General features: G+C 37.4%; 14 protein-coding genes. All 14 read right to left on the reverse strand.

The genetic code is table 11. From position 1 onward, the window contains the following. Nucleotides 1-1,192: cobyrinic acid a,c-diamide synthase CobB (locus AC3DU7_RS00345; protein WP_488037382.1), on the reverse strand; the 1,192-nt coding region annotated here is incomplete at its 3' end. Between the two features lie 36 nt (nt 1,193-1,228). Next, the gene (locus tag AC3DU7_RS00350; protein ID WP_488037383.1) at nt 1,229-1,672 is read right to left on the reverse strand and encodes a globin domain-containing protein; all 444 of its coding nucleotides are present in this window, start codon (nt 1,670-1,672) and stop codon (nt 1,229-1,231) included. A 223-nt stretch (nt 1,673-1,895) separates the two neighbouring features. After that, nucleotides 1,896-2,540, reverse strand: a complete 645-nt coding sequence (locus tag AC3DU7_RS00355) for a CatB-related O-acetyltransferase (protein WP_488037384.1) — start codon at nt 2,538-2,540, stop codon at nt 1,896-1,898. A 382-nt stretch (nt 2,541-2,922) separates the two neighbouring features. Beyond that, nucleotides 2,923-3,306 carry a PH domain-containing protein gene (locus AC3DU7_RS00360; RefSeq protein ID WP_488037385.1) on the reverse strand — a complete coding sequence of 128 codons (384 nt, stop codon included), beginning with the start codon at nt 3,304-3,306 and terminating at the stop codon, nt 2,923-2,925. A 568-nt stretch (nt 3,307-3,874) separates the two neighbouring features. After that, nucleotides 3,875-4,981 (reverse strand): M12 family metallopeptidase, encoded by a 1,107-nt coding sequence (locus AC3DU7_RS00365; RefSeq protein ID WP_488037386.1) that lies wholly within the window; start codon nt 4,979-4,981, stop codon nt 3,875-3,877. Between the two features lie 344 nt (nt 4,982-5,325). Further along, on the reverse strand, nt 5,326-6,363 hold the full coding sequence (locus AC3DU7_RS00370; protein WP_488037387.1) for a methyltransferase: 1,038 nt from the start codon (nt 6,361-6,363) through the stop codon (nt 5,326-5,328). A gap of 298 nt (nt 6,364-6,661) precedes the next feature. Continuing rightward, the gene (locus AC3DU7_RS00375; protein ID WP_488037388.1) at nt 6,662-7,258 is read right to left on the reverse strand and encodes a hypothetical protein; all 597 of its coding nucleotides are present in this window, start codon (nt 7,256-7,258) and stop codon (nt 6,662-6,664) included. Between the two features lie 194 nt (nt 7,259-7,452). Beyond that, a complete protein-coding gene (locus AC3DU7_RS00380; protein WP_488037389.1) occupies nt 7,453-11,550 on the reverse strand; it encodes a non-ribosomal peptide synthetase in 4,098 nt (1,365 codons plus the stop codon). A gap of 285 nt (nt 11,551-11,835) precedes the next feature. Next, nucleotides 11,836-12,807 carry a DMT family transporter gene (locus tag AC3DU7_RS00385; RefSeq protein WP_488037390.1) on the reverse strand — a complete coding sequence of 324 codons (972 nt, stop codon included), beginning with the start codon at nt 12,805-12,807 and terminating at the stop codon, nt 11,836-11,838. Between the two features lie 1,167 nt (nt 12,808-13,974). Beyond that, nucleotides 13,975-15,372: a hypothetical protein gene (locus AC3DU7_RS00390; protein ID WP_488037391.1), complete on the reverse strand. Its 1,398-nt coding sequence runs from the start codon at nt 15,370-15,372 to the stop codon at nt 13,975-13,977. A 377-nt stretch (nt 15,373-15,749) separates the two neighbouring features. Further along, entirely contained in the window at nt 15,750-16,442 is a 693-nt protein-coding gene (locus AC3DU7_RS00395; protein WP_488037392.1) for a nitroreductase family protein, read from the reverse strand. Nucleotides 16,443-16,854: 412 nt separating this feature from the next. Beyond that, a complete protein-coding gene (locus AC3DU7_RS00400) occupies nt 16,855-17,964 on the reverse strand; it encodes a D-alanine--D-alanine ligase family protein (RefSeq protein WP_488037393.1) in 1,110 nt (369 codons plus the stop codon). A 105-nt stretch (nt 17,965-18,069) separates the two neighbouring features. Beyond that, the gene (locus tag AC3DU7_RS00405; RefSeq protein WP_488037394.1) at nt 18,070-19,053 is read right to left on the reverse strand and encodes a DMT family transporter; all 984 of its coding nucleotides are present in this window, start codon (nt 19,051-19,053) and stop codon (nt 18,070-18,072) included. 44 nt (nt 19,054-19,097) lie between these two features. Then, the gene (locus AC3DU7_RS00410; RefSeq protein WP_488037395.1) at nt 19,098-20,534 is read right to left on the reverse strand and encodes a sodium/proline symporter; all 1,437 of its coding nucleotides are present in this window, start codon (nt 20,532-20,534) and stop codon (nt 19,098-19,100) included. Nucleotides 20,535-20,747: the final 213 nt, after the last annotated feature.

Genomic DNA, 20,747 nt, shown 5'->3' on the forward strand with positions numbered 1-20,747 from the left:
CATTAAAGTCAATAATTGCCTGAGATAAATACATCAACCCACCACATTCAGCATAAGTTGGCATTCCAGAAATAATTGCTTTTTCAACAGCTTTTCTCATTAAAATGTTTTCACTTAATTGTTGGGCAAAAACTTCTGGAAATCCACCACCAAAATATAAACCTTCTACTCCCGCAGGTAAATTTTCATCCTTGAGGGGACTCCAAAATACTATTTTTGCTCCTAACTCTACCAGAATATCTAGGTTGTCTTGATAATAGAAATTAAATGCGCGATCGCGAGCTACTCCTATCAAAAATTGAGACTTTTTTTTCTCAATTTTTTTGACATTTGATAGTGGAAAATGTATTCTATTATTAGGGATAATCTGACTATATAAAAAGTGCTGAGACCCCTCATTCTGAATTTTTAAAAGTGGTAGTAATTTCTCCCAATCAAAACAAGTTTTTGCCAAGTCAGCTAAGTCATTAATTAAATTATCTAAATCTGGCATTTCATCGGTAGGAAGTAAACCTAAATGTCGGTCAGGAATAGTAATATTTTGATGTCGTCGCAGTACCCCAAGTATAGGTAAATTTATAGATTTTAGGGAATTTTGAAGTAACTGTAAATGGCGATCGCTCCCTACTCGGTTGAGTATCAAACCAGCAAAATTAATAGTAGAGTCAAAAGAAATCAAACCATGAGCGATCGCTGCCACAGAAGCTGACAACCGACTACAGTCAAGCACCAATAATACAGGTACATTCAGCAAGCGAGAAATATGAGCAGTAGAAGCAAAATCAGGAAAGCAGCGATCGCTCTCATCTTCTCCCCCCCTTTCTAAGGGGGGCCAGGGGGGATTAAACCTTTCTAAGACAGGCCAGGGGTAATCAAGCCTTTCTAAGACAGGCCAGGGGGGATTAAAGTTCACCCCATCAAACAAACCCATCACCCCTTCAACCAAAGCAAAATCAACATCTTGAATATTTCGTGCAAAACATTGCTGCACATAAACCTCGGAAGTCAACACTGGGTCTAAATTCCGACAAGACTTGCCCGTAACATACTGGTGAAACATCGGATCGATATAATCAGGCCCCACCTTAAATGATTGCACCTGCAAATTTTGCCACTTTAAATAGGCCAGTAAAGCCAACGTCACAGTTGTTTTGCCAACCCCACTACGTTCCCCCGCAACTATTAAACTCAATATCTTCTCCGTCTTGTTAACTCAAAAAAAATGAAATCAGGAAACACCTTCCTCTTCATAAATTTCATGCTCTCGGTGAATAAAAACTTCTGCCAACGCCTGATAAGCTTCTGCCCAAGCAGATATCACTTCTGGTGTAGCTACTTCTCCCAAAACATCCTGCATAGCTTGCAACATACATTCTCCCACCACTGGATATTGTTCCGGTAGTACATGAGTTTGTACATGGCGGTGAGCAATTTTTTCAACCATTGATTTTAGACCAGCCAAATCATCAATATGAGTAGCATAACTATAAACTGCAGTAGCTAACTTTGCAGGTTGAGAGCCATCAGCTTGAGCCGACATATCAAACTGCGATTTGATTTCAGGATGATTTTCAAACATTATTTCATACATCCGAGTAGTAATTTGTTTTCCTTGTTTTTTCAGTACTGGTGCGGTAGATTTGACAATATCAATTGTTTGTTGACTAACCATATATATTGTTAATAATTTGATATCAACAAAATTTTACCTTTCGATAATTTGCTATGGAATTAAATCAACTTTTTCTTTATACATATAAAATAAAAAAAAATACCAAGACCGAATCTACTGTAACTGTTACACAACAGTTTAATTCCGATGGTATGAAACAAAGAAAAGCATTCAATAATTTAGAATTTAGAATTATTTCTTCTTTGTCAAGGATAGGTAATTATTAATTATTAATTGTTGAAAAAGCCTTGCGCAATTCATTAATATCTGACCCACAAATCGCCTGTAAATTATCAGTAATTTTTTCAATTTCCCAATTCCACCATTTCATTTCTAGCAACTCTTTAATAAGAGCTTCCTCAAATCTTTTACGAATTTCCTTAGCAGGATTTCCACCAACAATACTGTATGGATCAACATTTTTTGTCACCACAGAATTTGTCGCAATAATTGCTCCATCCCCTACTTGAATACCAGGCATAAAAACCGCTCCATAACCAATCCAAACATCATTACCAATAACAGTATTTCCTTTGTCTGGCCACGAGTCCGGCATTGCTTTTTCCCAACCTGCTCCAAACACAGGAAAAGGATAATTTGTAAACCAGTCAGTACGATGATTTCCTCCATTCATAATAAACTTTACATTAGAGGCAATAGAGCAGAATTTACCAATAATTAATTTATCTCCAATAAAATCAAAATGATAGAGAACATTGCGCTCAAAATTCTCTGGATTCTCAAAATCATCGTAGTAAGTATAGTCTCCGATAATAATGTTGGGATTTTTAATAATGTTTTTTAAATAGACTAATCGAGTTCGATCGGGTATTGGATATTTCAGGTTTGGATCGGGACCTTTATTCATATTTTTTAATAGTAATAGTAGAAGTAAAGAAGGAAGAAAAAAAGAAGAAGGAAAAATATTGCGTTGTCTGAGTTTTACAGCACTTTTGCTCATTGATAAACACATTTCCATAACCAAACCCCTGTAGGGACGTTGCATGCAACGTCCCTAATCTGGTCTACTAAAACCGCTGTAAGCTTTCGATATATCTTAATCTTTCCTTCGACTGTTATATGCTATTTTTTGGAAAAATTAGGATAAGACAAAATCAAGAGTAGTTCATAAGTAGAACTACTCCTATAGATTAGCTTAAAAATTTTACTATAACGTGTGTTGTACACAATTAATTATGGATTAAACCACAAGAATATTGAAGCTAAAACCCAAAACTTTATGCAAAAATTTACTTCAAAACATACTTACTCAGTACAGCATAAACTTCATTAATACTCACTGAACGATTAAACTCATGACTAATTGGTTCTGATTCACTACCCACCCAAATCTTTAACTCTGCATCTAAGTCAAAATGCCCCGCACTTTCTTTAGAGAATTTGGTAATTTTTGAATAGGGAATAGAGAGAAACTCAATTTTATGCCCTGTTACTCCTTGTTTATCTACCAAAATTAAACGCTTGTTAGTAAACACAAACATATCGCGAATAACTTGGTAAGCTTTTTCAATTTGTTCTCCATCTACTAAAATATCGTTGAATAACTTATCTAGTTTTTTGGAATCAGTATTAACTTCGGAAGCATTTCCGAGGAGACCACTAATTAAACCCATATTTTATCTACTCCTTTTAAATAATTTTCAGCAGTCATATTTCATTCAGTAAACTTAAGTAAGGGGATTAATACCCAAGGCTGAAAGTCGATCGCTTGTTAATATGATAATTAATGATCGAATTATTATAAATCTATCTTCATCAATTACATCAACTTTTCCTGAAATCTTGCTAGGGAAGTTTCATGGAATTTCCCTACATTCTTTTTCGGAGATATCTTATGATATATTTATAATTCAATATTAAATCTCCCCCACTCCTTATAGCGCTACGCGCAAGTCAGAAGTCAGAAGTCAGAAGTCAGAAGTTAGAAGTAATCCCTGACTAAGTTTGAGCGTCTATAATTGCCCTAACCTATTTGCGTAATGCTATACAAAGGTAAGTTTTTAAGACTTGAAACAGGGATGCGGAGATTAGATAATTGAGTAATTAATTCAATCTACTCGCTCTGTTCATAAAAGAAAACTCCCGCGTCCATATATCTCCGCGTCTCCGTGTCTCCCCCTCCCCGCGTCCTCTCCACTGAAATAGGAAAAACTTACTCTTGTAAGCTCTCTACTCCCTTTTCTACCACATCATTACAGCAGTTTCACCACTTAAGCCAGAATAATACAAACGAACTCTGAGAATGTAAGTACGACCTCTCAACAGTTTGTGAGTAATCAAAGCATTGTGTTCATTACCACTATCATCATCTCCATCCAAATACCTTGGATCGCCATTCTCTTCCTCAAACAAAACCATTACAGTATCTGCTTCACCAAAAGTTTGAAACTTGTAATTTCGAGAAATTTTTGGCTTCACAATAAAATTAACCTGTTCTCCGGGAGATAAAACCAATGGCACTGAAATAAAGGGTTTAAGCTCAATGTAATCGTTTGATTCCAGCACAGGATAAAACTTTTGCATCCAGTCTTTATCCTTTTGTGACAAACCAGGCTCTGGAAAAATTCCTTGCTGATTATAGGGTGCAGGATTATCGATTAATTCTGCTTGGAACTGATAGTGCATAATTGAATTTGGGTCCCATTGAGAACCTGCAACTTCATTTGCTGGTATTTTACGCAGGATATTATATTCTATCGTCTCTGATGACCAATTGTTCGGAGGTCCACTTAAAGAAGCCCTGACTGCATCTTCATTCCACTGAATACCTGCTTGAGGATTTTGATGTTCGTGTGGTAATCCCAGAGTATGTCCCACTTCATGAAGTGCAGTTTCCTTACCATAGGCATCCTCAGCTAAAGGCCACCCAAAATTCATAGTTCTTTGATTTAAAGGAATATTCAGCACATCAGTTCCCAAATAAGACCAAGATCCATCACCTTGTTGGAAACCAATGCGAACTTCTGCATCTGGGGGAGAATCAACTTCTTCAAACTCTAGGCCAATACCCACAGCTTTCCACTCTTTAAATGCTTCCCTGACAACTTGTTTATCGTCTGGGGAACCTGTCCACTCAGCCGGAGAGTTATGTCCTTTAGTATGGTCAAAAAAACAGTAATGGATTTTTGTTCCATTCACCCATGTTTTTTCAATAATCCGAATAATTTCAGCTCGAATGGGATTAATATTTGATGGAAATTCTCTTTCTGGTACTTTTGGTAAAGCACAGAATTTGATTTTTCCATTACGGATATCTTCAGATGCTTTGCTTGCTCCTGTGATTTCCATATCTTGCTCCTAATCGTGAAGTTAATTATTAAATTATCCTACAATTCATTACCCTGGCTTTCCTTAAAAAAGAGTGAGTGGGGGAGTGAGGTAGTAGGGTAGTGGGGGAGTAGGGGAGTGGGGAAGCGGGGGAGATTGAATATTGAAGTATAGCAATGAGCGCTGGTATATTTACAAATTGCAGGATTTGCCCAATAGCTAAAAGTCTTATGTTATCGGCAATTTATTCCCTCTGTTGCCAGATGAGCTGTTGCCTGTTGCCTGCGCACAGCGCTATAATTATAGAAAATCAACCTGGGAAAAAGCGCATCAAATTTACAGTAAATTTTAATGCGCCGATCGCTTTAAATAGAGCTAAACTCCATAACTGTCATACTTGTACCAGTATTAAAGATTTCTTCGAGTTGAAAACCACTTGCTGCAAACAAATCCTTATATTCTTGTTCGGTGCGCCAGTAACCCCCTGGGTTTGTAATCATCATCTGCACTGCTGCTAAAGCTGGTATTGTGCCATCGGGATATTCTACAGGGGCACCAACAGCAGGAACTAAAGTTTGTAGAAGAATTACCCTACCATCTTTTGGCAGAGCTTCTCGACAGTTAGTCAATACTTTGATTGAATCCTCTTTACTGAATACCGATAGAAAATATTTCATGACAATTGCATCGGCACTTTTTGGTAAAGATTCCAAAGCACTTCCACCAACAACTGTTACTGCATCATTAACTCCATATTTTGCCAGATTATTAGGAGCAGTTTTTACTTCATGGGGTAAGTCAAACAAAATTCCTTTACAGCCGAATCTTTTCACAATATTGGCAATTAATGTACCCTGATTTCCTCCCACATCCATTACTGTTTGAAAGCGACCAAAATCATAAACTGCAAATAACGGATCGACAACTTCAGCAGTTAAATAACTCATGGCATTGTTGAACAAGTTTTTACTATTGGGATTCTCTGTCATATAAGAAGTGTAAAAATCCTTACCTTTTGCTAACTCAAAAGGAACTTCTCCAGTCTTTAAACTGTTTTCTAATTCTCGCCAACCATCCCACATATTAGGTTCTGTAATGTGCATTAAAAAGTCACCGATAGAAGGGGAATCATTTGTAATTAGAAATTCGGATAATTCTGTAGAAGCAAAAACACGACCAGGTTTTTCTATAAACACGCCTAAATGAGCTAATGCTCGGAGTACAACATAAAGTTTTTCTACCTTTGTTGCTGTTTTTTCTGCTATTTCTTCAACAGTTTTTGGTCCGTCATGCAACAAATTAGGAATTCTTAAATTTGTTGCTACATAAACGCACTGACTTTGCCAGTAACCGTAGATGATTCGATAGATTTTTTTCTTAGACTCTGATGCACTTCCTAGCATAATTAATCTCCAATTTTTTGACTACAGAATAAAAGCAAATACTGTCAAAGATATACTTCAACTTAGCATTGCTATAAAGTAAGCATTTCCTGCGGAATGCTGCGCAAACAGCTATTAGCAGTCAGCTCTTCGGTGCGGAACCTGTTCGCATTCAGCTTTTTAATGAATTAACCAAGTATTTGCTTAACTTCTACTACATTTTTAAACAAAGAATTGAAGCACAAGAAAAACGAGTTTTAATTGTCTACTAAAGTTAATAAAGCTGATAGCTGACTGCTGAATGCTGAATGCTTATTTACTAACTAACAAAATTGGTCAAGATTCCTAAAATTTTTGGTAAATTTTCCACAGAATATTCCTGTAAATCTAATACTACTGCTTCACCTTCTAACTCTAAAAATTGCCAAAAAGTTCCAGTAGTAATAGTTCCATAAATTTTGGAAATCTCGTTACCTTGACGTTGGTTGAAAATTTGAGCGGCAACCATTTCTGCCATGCATTGAGCTAAACCAGATTTAAGATTATCGTTTTTAGCTTCTACTAAGGCAATAACTGGTGATTCGATGAAAAATTGTTGGGTTGAACTGCTAATAATAAAATCGCAAAAGCCATTTAGTCCAAGCTCTATATCAACATTAAACTCGATGCCAGAAAATAAACTTATCTGTTGGTTTAAATGTTTTTTAATTGCCACTAAAATTGGTGCAACTATTAATTCAGAGCGAGCTTTTTCTGAACCGATCGCTACTGCTAAGGGTAAATATTCTTCTAAGGCTTCAAGAAGAAATTGACTGGGGGCAACTTCTGGTAAGTTGTTAAATTTTCCTTTGCTGCCTGTCAGGGTAATGTTAAATTTTTGTTTGAGTTCCTCTAAGGTGAATCTACTGTAAGGCACGAGTTTCTACTGTGGCAAAATACTAAGGTTCATTATTAATAAAAACGGTCATATTTTTCTTCCTGAATTAGGTGAAAAACGAGCTTGACCAATTTTTACTAATAAAACTTACGCACTGAGAATAGATATAGGGTTTTGGTGTGTTACGCTGTCGCTAACACACCCTACCAATAGCGTTCATGGGTAAGTATTAACTAATTTAAATGCTCACTCAAACGTTCCGCTAATACCTTGATATGTGGTTCTTTTATAAATGTAAAATGATTGCCAGGAACCATAACTACCTCCATATCAGCTACATCTAAAATAGCATACATTTCTACCCAAACTAATTGCGGATCTATCCCATGAGGATGTTTTTCTTGTCCCCGAAAGACTGTTACTTTTCCTGGATAAGGCCGACGCTTATAGGCATAAGTTGCTTTCAAAGTACCAATAATTACATCAATAAAGCGTCGATTCTGTTCGCGAGTAGCTTCCTGGGGAAATAGCTCTAATTTTTCTGCTTTATCAATAATAAATTCTATCTGTTCTTCAGAACTTAACCCAATTAATTCTTCCTCAGTAACTAAATTAGTTATACCAAACATTCCTCCAAAATAACGACTTAATACCCCCCTCATGTACAAATTATCGATTTTCTTATTAGGGTCTAATAAGATGGGAGCCCAAGGATCTAATAAAGCCAACAAACTAACTTCTTGTCCCTGCTTAACTAACTGTTGTGCCATTTCAAAAGCAACAACTCCTCCAAAAGACCAACCACCAATTTGATAGGGTCCTTCTGGTTGAAATTCTTGCATAGTTTTGATATAAAATTCAGCCATGTCTTCCACGTTTATGAAGATTTTTTCTCCTTCATTAAACCCTTGAGCTTGTAAACCATAAAAGGGTTGATTATTACCTAAATAATGGGATAATTCCTGGTAATAAAATACATGACCGCCCGCAGGATGTACACAGAAAAATGGTTGTTTATTTCCCTGAGTTTGCAGTGGGACTAGAGAAGAAGAAATAACTTGATTTTCACCTCGGATTAAACTTGCTAAATCTTCAATTGTGGGATTAGTAAACAGAGTGGATAAAGGTAATTGTTTGGCAAAGCGTTGTTGAATTTTTGCCATTAAATTAACTGCTAATAGAGAATGACCTCCTAACTCAAAGAAATTATTTTTAACTCCTACTGGATTAATATTGAGAATATTTGACCAAATTTCTGCTAATTGTTCTTCAATATCATCTCGTGGTGCAACAAAATTATTACTCTCGCTAAAACTAGAAATATCCGGTGCAGGTAGAGCGCGACGGTTAACCTTCCCGTTAGGAGTTAATGGCAGTTGTGGCAAAACCACAAAAGCTGAAGGCAGCATATACTCTGCCAATTTTTCCTTGAGATGTTGTTTTAGTTGCGGTACAATTTTTTGCTCCGTCTCAGTTTCGGGCACAATATATGCCACTAAACGTTTATTACCAGGGTTATCTTCCCTTGCCAAAACTACTGTTTCTTTAACAGTGGGATGTTGAGCGATCGTCGTTTCAATTTCTCCAATTTCGATCCGAAAACCTCGAATTTTGACTTGGTTATCGATGCGACCAATAAATTCGATATTACCATCAGGAAGATAGCGAGCTAAATCTCCTGTTTTGTATAGGGAAATATTATCCCCCCTAACCCCCCTTTGTAAGGGGGGAACTTGTAGTTTCTCCCTTTCTAAAGCGGGAACCTCTCGTATCCCCCTTTCTAAGCTAGATGGAAGGGGAATTTCTTCTGGTCTCCCCCTTTCTAAGGGGGACGGAAGAGGGATATTAATAAATTTTTCCGCAGTCATCTCCGGACGATTAAGATAACCATTTGCCACACCGACTCCTCCAATATACAGCTCTCCGGGAACACCGATGGGAACTGGTTTTAAATTTCTATCGAAAATATAAAGTTGATTGTTAGCAATAGGGCGACCAATAGGAGGTAGTGTCGGCCAGCTTTCCGCAGCACCTTGTAAACTGTAAGCAGAAACTACATGACTTTCCGACGGGCCGTACTGATTTTGCAATCTACAGTTGGGCAGTCGTTTCATTAACTCAATTAGGTCTGGTGTCATCTGTAACTGTTCGCCTGCTGTCACAATTTCACGCAGTTGTGGCAAAGTTTGACATTGAGCAGCAACTGTAGCTAACTGTTGCAAGGCGACAAATGGTACAAATAGTTTATCTACTTTGTTATCAATCATAAATTGCATCAAAGCAAAACTATCGCGCCTTATTTCTTGAGAAACTAAAACTAGAGTACCGCCTGAATATAAGGTTGAAAAAATTTCTTGGAAAGATACGTCGAAACTGATGGGGGCAAATTGTAATGTTTTTGCACCTTCGCCAATAATTGTTTCCTGCTGCTGCCACATAATTAGGTTAACCAGAGCGCGTTGACTCATGGCAACTCCTTTGGGTTTACCTGTGGAACCGGATGTATAGATGATGTAGCCTAGATTTTCGGGTTTGGCTACTTTTGCCAAATTTTCTGTAGGCGACTGAGCGATCGCCTCCCAATCTTTATCCAAACAAACAACCTGTGCTTGATGCTCTGGCAATGATGTCACTAATGATTCCTGAGTCAGCAACACTGAGACTTTGGCATCAGAAAGCATATAAGCTAAACGCTCCGATGGATAGCTTGAGTCAAGTGGTACATAAGCTCCCCCTGCTTTCAGAATTCCTAATATCCCTACGACCATTTCCAAAGAACGTTCTACACAGATTCCTACCTGCGCTTCCGGCCTTACTCCCAACTTTTGTAAGTAGTGAGCTAGTTGATTTGCTTTGGCATTCAACTCTGAATAAGTCAGCTTTTCTTCTGCAAAAACTACTGCCACTGCATCGGGTGTTTTTTCTACTTGTGCCTCAAATAATTCATGGATACATTTGCCTTGAGGATAATCTACTTTTGTATCGTTCCATTCCACTAATATTTGCTGTTTTTCCCTCTCACTCAGTATCGGTAACTTATCTATTTCTGTCTGAGAATTTTCTACAATTGCTGTTAGTAAATTCTGGAAATGTTCGGCAATTTGACTCACAGTTTCTGCTGCTAATACATCACTATTGTATTTCCAATCAACCCAGAGAGATTTATCTAACTGAATTGCTTCTAAACTGAGTTCAAAATCCACCTTTTGTTGTGGGAGTTGATAATATTCTAATTCTAATTCTTTGGCATTAAATAACTTATCAAATTTGTAATAACCAAAAGCTGCTTGACAAATCGGAGAATAACTCAGATTAGATAATTTGAGTTGTTGTACAAGTAGAGCAAATGGATAATCTTTGTAGCTTTCTGTTTCAAATACTGTTTTACTGACTTGAGTCAAAAAATCTGTAAACTTGAGATTCCCTGAAATAGAGTTTCTGATAACTGTAACATTAGTAAAATTGCCAATAACTCCAGGGAATAATGGTTGATTTTCTCGATTTTGTAATAAACCTACAAGTAAATCTTCTTCTCCTGTGTAGCGGTAAAGCAGGACTTTAAATGCTGCTAATAGTATCTCTTCAACCTTGACAGTTTCTGTTTTTGCCAGTTGTTGAATTTGTTGACTTAATTGTGAATTTATGATATGCCTTATTGATTTTCCATTATAAGTTCTAATGGTTGGACGAGGAGAATTTGTTGGTAATTCTAAAACTGGTAATTCATCAGCCAAATTCTGTTGCCAATAATCGCCCAATTGTTTTCCTTCTGAACTATTGAGCAAGTCTAATTCTTTCTGAATATAATCTTCATAAGACTTATTTAGTATGGGTAAATCTAGAGATTCATGATTAATTTTTGATTCATAGAGAGCCACAAATTCATTCACTAATATTAATAAAGACTCCCAATCTCCAGCTATTTGATGAACAGTCAATAACAAAATATTCTCTGTTACCGAACGTTTAAATAAGCAAGCACGAAATACCCCGCTAGTTTCTAAATTAAAAGGACGTTTGATCGAGTCACATAACTGCCCTTCTAATTCTTCGTCGCTCCAAGATGAAGCAGAAATTTGTTCAAAATTAATATCAACATTTTCCCTAATTTCTTGAACTATTTTTCCATCTTGTTCGTAATAGATACTGCGAAGAATCGAGTGACGTTCAGTTAATACTTGCAGTGTATCTTTTACACTTTGAATATCTAGGGGTGACTTAATCCGAACTGCTACAGAAATTTTGTCTGTTAAATCTGTAGCTTTAAACTTATACAGAAACCAATTTGTTTGCTGTATGTAAGAAGTAGAAAGCGATCGTAAAGTAGACAAAATTTGATTCCTCTTTAATTTAGCGAATATTGGCGTTGATGATTTGAGGTATGATATCATATCCAGAGAAGAGCGCTAACAAAAAACGTTCTCCCCTACTACTCTTTCTTCTTATTTCTTCCCTCCTGACTCCTGAGTTCCCCTCCTGGAAGGGGCAGGGGTGGGTTGACTCCACTCCTGAGTTCCCCTCTTGGCTCCCCTCCTGGGAGGGGCGGGGGTGGGTTGGGAGCGCGGGTGGGTTGACTCCTAAATAATTAATATGATACACGCGCTTCACCAGCGCCTTCAGTTATTTTCCAGCTTGATAGCAGATGTGCTAGAAATAGCCAAATACATTCCACATAAAATTACAAAGAAACTTACCACAGTCAAAAAACTCAGGCTTTCTGAGAATATAGCCCAACCTTCCACCGCACTGAGAGCCGGAATAGCCAAAGCCACTAAGCTACTAAACCCAGCAGATAACTTTTTAAGACAATAAGCCCAAAGTCCCATAGCAAGCATTTGACTAACGAGAGCTTGGGCAATGACTGCAAGCCACCCATTTATCGAAGTTGGGAAAAGTTGCTCTTCGGCAATCAGAACAACAGGTAATATAAATAGAAAACTTGTTGTTGTAGACCAAGTCATAATAGTGACAGGGCTTAAATTACTCCGGAGTCGCTGAATGACCAGTGGATGTATTCCAAAAAACACTGCTGAGAGCAAAGCGGCTAAACTTCCTAATAGTTCTTGGCTCATCCTCAATGATAACAGTTCTTTTGCTTCTAGTAAAGTTGCTCCAAAAATCGCAACTACCATACCAATCAAAAATCGATTGTCGAAAGTTTGACCTAGAGCTAGCCATCCTCCCAAGACTGTAAATATTGGCACCAGATTATGGATCATACTAGAGTTGGCAATACTCGTTTGATTTAAAGACCAAGCCCAAAGCATTAGACCTACTGATATAAGAAAACCATCTATTATTAGTAGCTTTGCCCTATTAACTAGATGGTGTTTTTGTTGTTCGAGTTGAGTTTCTTTATTTCGGTATCGGTGGCGTACTGTCAATAAAGTATTTAGCAGCCAAAAGGCAACAGCCGCTATCCAAAAACGATTAAATGCTGTAGCGTTTGGTCCTATTTCCAGTTCGCTCAAACGGATAAAAATGGGTGAAAAAGAGAGACAGATTATGCTAGCTGTTAATGCAACTAAGGAATCTATCGGTAAAAATGAGGCAAACTGTAGCTTTAATAATTTTGCTTGAGCATTCATCTTTGTTTTCTAGGCTAAGTCATTTCAGTTATCAGTTATCAGTTACAGCATATTCCAAGTATATGAAGTACAGATATTAATAATTAAATGTTTGTAGTGCGGGCATCTTGCCCGCGAGGGGTGTACCTCACGCTTGGTTGAATCTGCTGTATCAGTACCTCTGCAATAAGGAGGCTCGAGACCAGAAATTTCCGGTCAAATGGGAATGATAATAAGGAAGAGAGATGATGGAAGAGGCAGGAAGGCTTAAGAGCAGGAAAAAAACTTAAATTTTCTGTAGATCTTCACCCTTGGGTTTACACAAACGCGCCCCAACGGACATGATATTATTTCTCCCTACACCTCTTTGCTCTTTTTTATCTTATACCAATTACTATACATTAAGCTTAACTTAAATAGCACTTCAATTATTAAGTAATTCACACAAGCGAAATCACAATGTAGTTTAATGACGAAAGAGCTACAAAAACTTTTTCTAGAATAGCTAGGAAGTTTCTCAAGTTGGGATATCACTAGATGATGGAATCTCTACCATTTTTAAAATTTCATTGACAATTATCTTTACTTTACGATCGTCAAAGAACTTTTCTACATAGTAGATAAGAACCCTTGAAACAGGTTCTTGCCCGCTATATGGAGGATATTCACCCCAGTAAAAGAAATATCCCCCAGGAGCTTTTAACCATTTTAGCCAACTGGGGAAGACATTCTTCTTGAATCCGGAATTTAATTTTTTGACGTTCTCCTCTGCCTAAAGGCGAGAGGATTCTAAATATCACTATCTAGAATTTCTCTTTCTTCAACAAACCTTAAAACCAACTATCTCTTACGAGCAGTGTCTAAACCAACTAACCGTTCTACAGAACTAATTAGCGAGTCTAGTTTAGTTAGTCCCAGAGGGCCATATCTCCAGAGACGTACTAGGATACTGGCCTAGCGTTATCGTGCGCCCCACGATACGATCAAAAACCGAAAACTTGATTTTTTCTGGAATTGAACCATTTTTGGTTCGTTGGCTATGTTTTTCTTGGTATTCGCCACCCAATGTTTGTATCCTTAAGCGATACTTTTAAGTTCGAGCATATAGCAACACTCTGGGGTTTCAAACCATTATTATCATAACATCAAAAACAAAAAAATGATAACTAATAGAAAAAAAAAGCCGTCCTAAAAGGACGGGGCTTTAGGCACAAAATTCCTGGTAAAAAATTTAATTAAAAATTCCTCATGCTCTCTTTCTTTTTCAAAGTCTCGATAACTTTTTCCAAATTGATTTTGTAGGTTAGATAATATTTGCAAATCACCTTTTGAAGCAATTACTTGGTCTCGCACTTCTTTATTATATTTCCAAATACCTAAATGATTCTCGTATATAATTTTCCGATCCACTAAAAAGTATCCATATTCATGACCATATAACTCTTCATAAGGACACATAAAATTGTTGTAAAGCTCATAAATCTTACCACTTTTACCAACTACACGCCAGTGTACTTTACCTATGAAAGGTGTATCCCACCAAGACATAGAGTAAGGACTCCAGACTTTTCCATTCAGAGGTAGAAACAAGACAACTAAGTAAACGAGCCAATTGAGTGGAGAAAAAAGTGTAGTGCTTATACTATGACTTAAATTGGAAATCAGAACAATTATAATAGTATTGGTTAACGCATATTCCCAAAAACAAAGACCAGTAGCTAAAAAAATTGCTATATTTAAAAGCGTGCAACCAGTCAATAGTAAAAGGCATATAGCAGAATTAGCCATTAAAGCCAAAAGACCACATTGAAATATAATTGTACATGAATTTATGATTTGATTAAATTTTTTAATTTTATTAACAACATTAACTGCCTGTCTTTCAGGTAAAAATTTTAACCATCCCCAGTTATAGGCGGATATCATTAGATAATGAGTTTCATTTTTAAGCATCCATGAATGCCATTTATCTCCTAGTTTTAATTTACCCACACCAGGAATAAAATAGTGAGATGCTTGTACGCATAACATTAATAGAATGAATGGAACAAAAGTATCAGCAGACTCAATTTTTTCCACCCAAGTAAGATGTTTAATTATAACTATCGCTCCCAAATAGGATACAAACATTTTTAGGATACGAATAGGCATCATATTATGGATTAACCACGCGTTGAAAAAGTGAATCGAGACAAAAAGATATGGAAGAATTAAAATAGGATAAAAGTATAGACTAATTGTTAAAATAATTAGCAATATTCTTTCTTTAATATTTTTTTCGTCAGCAACAACATCATAATCCATTGTTATGCTTTTCCAAGTAATTATTGCAGCCATAAAAAACATAGTATTTCTAATCAATACTTGAAGTTTGATGACAGAAATATCTAGTTGATAACCGAACAAAAAACTTAATATTATCAGGAGAAAAAACTGTAGCCAATCTGCCCGATTTCTCGTAATTAAAAAATTCTTTATAGGAAGTAAGTCTACAAGGATTTTCATCCAATTTTTCATTACTAATTCATTTACACAACAGAATAAAAATAAAGTTATTATAATAATCTCGTAACCTTTTAATGTCATATTTTATACCTTTAAAGTTCCAGAATATAGCCATTCTAGGACTCAGTTATACCATTTCTCAAAAACTTTTCTACATTTTGTTGAGTAGGGGAGTGGGGGAGTGTGGGAGAAGCAAAAATAAGAATAATGAAAATTAACTTAGCTGAAATTAGCAAAAAAGTGATTTTTTTTGTGCTTAAATGTCATATAAACTTCGCCTTAACACTCAGTAATATCATGTCTGGATAATTAGTGATAAAAAACTTTCTCCTTCTTCTCCTGTTCTTCTTCTTCCTTCTTCTTTCTTCCCTCCTGACTCCTGACTCCTGACTCCTACGCCGTTATTTATTTATAACTGTTCAACCGGACATGATATAAAATGCGCAATGTGAATAAGTTTACTCCATTGAATTACCAAGCTCGTCGATAGACACATTTGCTGACAATGGCAAACGACCTGGATTTTTTCTTGATTCTGCTGCATAACCTACAGCCACAAGAACAGCAATAGCGATGTCTGGCATATTGCCAGATCCAATCACCTCTTTAACTCTATTCTCTAAAGGGTGATAGAGCATACAACTAGATAAACCCAAACTTTCTGCTGCCAGAACTAGATGAGTAGCTGCGATCGCGGCATCTTTAACTGCCCATTCCCGAGTTTTGTCTTCTTGTTGTTCAAATAATTGAGGGATACCTTTTTTCAAGTACTTTACTTCCTTATCAGTATATACTCCATTCTGCTCGGCCAACTCTAGCATATTGACGGTATTTTTATTCCAACCATTGAGGTCTGCAGCAAAGACAAAGGTTATCGGCGCGCTAGCAATAATTTTTTGACGTTCGTAAATCCTTGGACGTAATTCACTAATCTCATCATCCGTACAGGCTTTTACCAATGCTGCTTTTTTTTCTGGACTTTGGACTACAACAATTTGCCATGGTTGTAGATTGGATACGCTAGGAGCAGACACGGCAAACTCAACGAGTTGCTTTATTAGTTCTGGCTCTATTGGGTCAGGCTTAAAAGCTCTGATAGAGCGTCGTTGTTGGATGGCCGAAGGGACATCTAATGGTGTGATTTGGTTCATTTTTTACCTTTACGAAAAACTAGGATTTGAGATTGCTTTCCGTTCCGGAATGTTGCGCAAACCCTATCAGTCGCTTCGGACGGAAATACGTTGAGGTACTTGTCATATCATGTCCGGTTGAATAGTTATAAATAAGGGAGTAGGGAGTAGGGAGAATAAAAAGATTTGTACTGCAAGTGACTGTTTTGGTTTTTTTCCAGATCGCTCTTATCCGGACATGATATCACCCCTTGAGACCCTGATGTTTACTTCTCTGTAAGGACGTTGCATGCAACGTCCCTACTGCTCAATAAGTTCAATAAAATGAGAAATGGTGCCACCCCGCCTTTTAAGGCGAAATATTTTTGGAGGCTTGCTCACATCCCCATTACAAAAATAACTGCTGACTTCTGACTTCTAACTTCTGACTTCGTTAAACCTTTGCTGCTTGCTCTGATTTGCTGTATTTAAACAACGAACCACAAGCTACGCGAGTCCTCTCTGCTGCTGCACTCCACAGTTGCAAAGCCACATCTTCTAATTTTTGCCCATCAGCTTCAAGCATCCGGGAAATCATGCTAATTCTGCCGAAAGACCAAAATAATCCTGCTTCAAGCAAATATGGCTCATTGGTTTCTGCGTGTACTCGGAAGTCATACAAAGAGTAATCACGACATCCCAATGCCACATGAGCCTTCTTAGCACTATCGGCAAGTTTATTGAATAGTTCTGGTGTGACATTTGCTGGACATACTGGCTTAATTGCTGTTTTCTCAGATTGTTTTCCAGGGATTCCGTCTGATTTTAGCTCCAACTTATCATGTAAAGTTCTAATAGGGTTTTCCTCCGTGACTAAATACTCTATCATTGGCAAGACGGACAACTTACCCTCATATTCAACTACACCTACGCGGAGTTCCCTTCCAGGAATATAATCCTCAACTAACAACATCTCATCTAGTTCAAACCCAACTTCCAATGCTGCCTCTATTTGAGATTCATCCCACACCAATGTCACACCCAAAGAATTGTCTTCCGAGGTTGGCTTCACTACAAAGGGTGGCTGCATTGTTAATTTATCTCCCCGGCGTAGTTGTTGTGCTTTGGCAACTAGGACATCAGATGCAGACACGATGTTTCTTGTATAAGCTTTGTTAGTTGCTAATGCTGTGCAATGGGATGGTGAGCCAATTACAGGGATACCAATAATATCCTCAAATAAAGCCCTAAAACTAGTCATTCCAGGAAAACAGAACATATGGGGAACTACTACATCAATCTGAGATAGTTGAGGAATCATATCCTGGAGAGACATCTTTTCCGACAAGGAATCTAAGGACGTTCCTAACTGCCAAAAACCTTCAGGATGTACGACTGCATAGTAGCTACTGACACCCACTGGTTGTACTACTTCTTTGGCGTAGATTATTGATAAGTTGTAGTAAAAGTCAGAGACAAGGGAGCCTGCGAGGTGCAAGACTTGTAACACTGGCACTGTGCTTAAAGATGAAGGTTGAGTTTTGCTAATTTTTCCTAATTTCATAATTAGTTGTTTTATTTCTATTGAATTAGTTAATTGTGTCCTAAATTTTAACAAGAAAAGTAGAAGAATTAATTTTTATTAATTGTGACTCTCAACTATTTGCCTTCAATAAGAAGATTCTACTTTCGGTTTGATAGCAGATCTACTAGAGATAGCCAAATACATTCCCAATAAAATTACCAAGAAACTTACCGAAGTCAACAAGCTAAGATTTTCTGAGAAAATTGCCCAACCTTCGACAGCGCTGAGAATAGGAATAGATAACGCAACTAGACTAGTCAGCCCAGCAGATAACCTTTTGAGAGAATAAGCTAAAAGCCCTATACCTAACATTTGAGCAACAACGGCTTGAGCAATAACTGAAAACCAACCAGTAAAGGAACTTGGAAAAAGTTGCTCTTCAACAATTAGAGCAAAAGGCAATAACAACAGAGAGCTTGTTGCCGAAGACCAAGTCATAATCGTGATTGGGTTTATCTGAGCTCGGAGTCGCTCAACTATTAGTGGGTGTATGCCAAAAAATACTGCTGAAAGTAATGCTGCAAAATCTCCTAGTAGTTGTTGGCTGACTCTTAGTGATAAAAGTTCATTCATTTCTAATAATGCAGATCCAGCGAGCGCCACAAACATACCTAGCAGAAATCGATGGTCAAAGGTTTGACTTAAAGCTAGCCACCCTCCTAAAACAGTAAATATAGGAACCAGATTATGCATCATGCTAGCGTTGGCAATGCTTGTCTGAGTCAAAGACCAAGCCCAAAGTATTAGACCCATCGAGAGAATAACCCCATCTGCTATCATCAATAGCTTGGCTCTGTGAAGTAGATGAGGTTTTTGTCGATCTGATTGGATTTCCTTTTTTTGTTCTCGGTGGCGCACAGCCAAAAATCGACTAACTAACCCAAAGGCAACAGTGGCAATCCACAAGCGATTAAATATTGCGGCATTTGGACCGATTTCATATTCGCTCAAACGGATGAAAATAGGTGATAAAGATAGACATATTGTCCCACCTATCAATGCAGCTAAACAGTCTATCGGTAATGATAAAAATAGTTGTAATCGTGATACTTTATTTGGAGCATCCATTTTTTTCCGTCTCGATCAAACTGATATAAGGTAGTACAATTTTTTTATTTACTCAACTCTCTAGAGTCGATCAAAAAATAAACAATTCCATAAACAATAAAGCCTGTAGCCATACCGGGAAGTACTTCATAAATAGCACTAGATAACCCAAGTCCTAGATTCCAGGCTATAGAAACAATAATTCCCATAATCATCATAGCGATCGCTACTGGTACACTCACTGGCTTTTGCCAAACCCGCAATACCAGTAATGGGCCTAAACCACAAGCTAAAATTGACCAAGCAAAAATTACTAAAGCAAATACGTTATTGTCTCCTGCTAGGGCAATTGCTAATACAATAGCTGTGACAACTAACGTGGCAATTTTAGCCATTCTATAAGAATTAGCTGTATTAGGAATCAAGTCTTGACTGAGTGCAGCCGAACAAGATAGTATCTGGGAGTCTGCTGTAGAAATCGCTGCTGAAAATAATCCGGCTAACATTAACCCCACCATCACTGTTGGTAATAGTTCCATAGATAGATAAGGTAATGCTAACTCTGGGTCACTTGATGTGATTAAATCTGGTAACAATGCTCTTGCAGTTAACCCAACACCAAAAGCAGTGGCAGAGTTGATTTGACCGCAGACAAATTTGATATTGCGAGCGAAAGCCACATTCTCTGCAGAGTCAATTGCCATTGCTCTTACCAATATATGAGGTTGGCCTACAGCGCCAAACCCTGCCACTACCCATCCTAAAAAGTAAGGGAAAAATCCCCAAGGCAGATTAGCAGGAATCCAATTTGTCAGGGTGGGGTCAATTGCATTGAGTTTTGCCCAAAGTTCTCCAAACCCACCACAGTTAATCAAACCGACTACACACAAAACCAACAAGGAGCCAATCATCAAAATTGCCTGCACTGAGTCAGTCCATATAGAAGCACGAATGCCTCCTGAAAAACAGTAAATAACGACAATTACAGCTCCAATGATAACTCCTAATTGATAGTTCCAGCCAAATATTGCATTTAGCCCTTTGCTTGCTGCTACGAGTTGAGCTGAAGCATAAGTACCGAGAAAAGCAATAGTAATTAGAGCTGAAATTATTGTAATCCAGCGCCCGTTATTTTTGCCTTGTCCTAGATTTTCTTGACCGAGGAATGAGGAAACTGTATCTGAATTTGTTTGTTGAGAGACTAACCTCAACTTTTTGAATATCAGCCACCAAGCAATATAGTCTCCTATTGCCCAAGCAACAGGTATCCAAATTGAAGCAACTCCCACTTTGTAAGTAAAGCCAATTACTCCAATGAATAAATATCCACTCTGACCTGTTGCCATTGCTGATAAAGCTGTCAACCAGGGATTAACATTTCTACTAGCAAGTAGGTAATCATTTGTTGTGTTTTGTTTTTGGGTTGCGGAGTAAATTCCTACTGCTGTAAATGACAGTAGAAAGGCAATAAATGTCATCGCAATCCAAATTTGTTTATCCATAAAAATTTATGATTTAACCTTAGTAGAAATCTGGTTTTTCTTTTTTAGTTTCTGAGTTTACAGCCTACAGAAATCCCAGGGCTGTTTCATTCTAAATGTTTGCGTTTCTCTCAAAGTCTGATGAGGAGAAAGTTATGAGCAGTTCTACTTCTTTGGGTGAAAAGTTAACTTTTAATCATAAATTAAAAGCCTACATCCCCGTGTCTCTGTGTC

The organism is Okeania sp., from assembly GCF_983059655.1.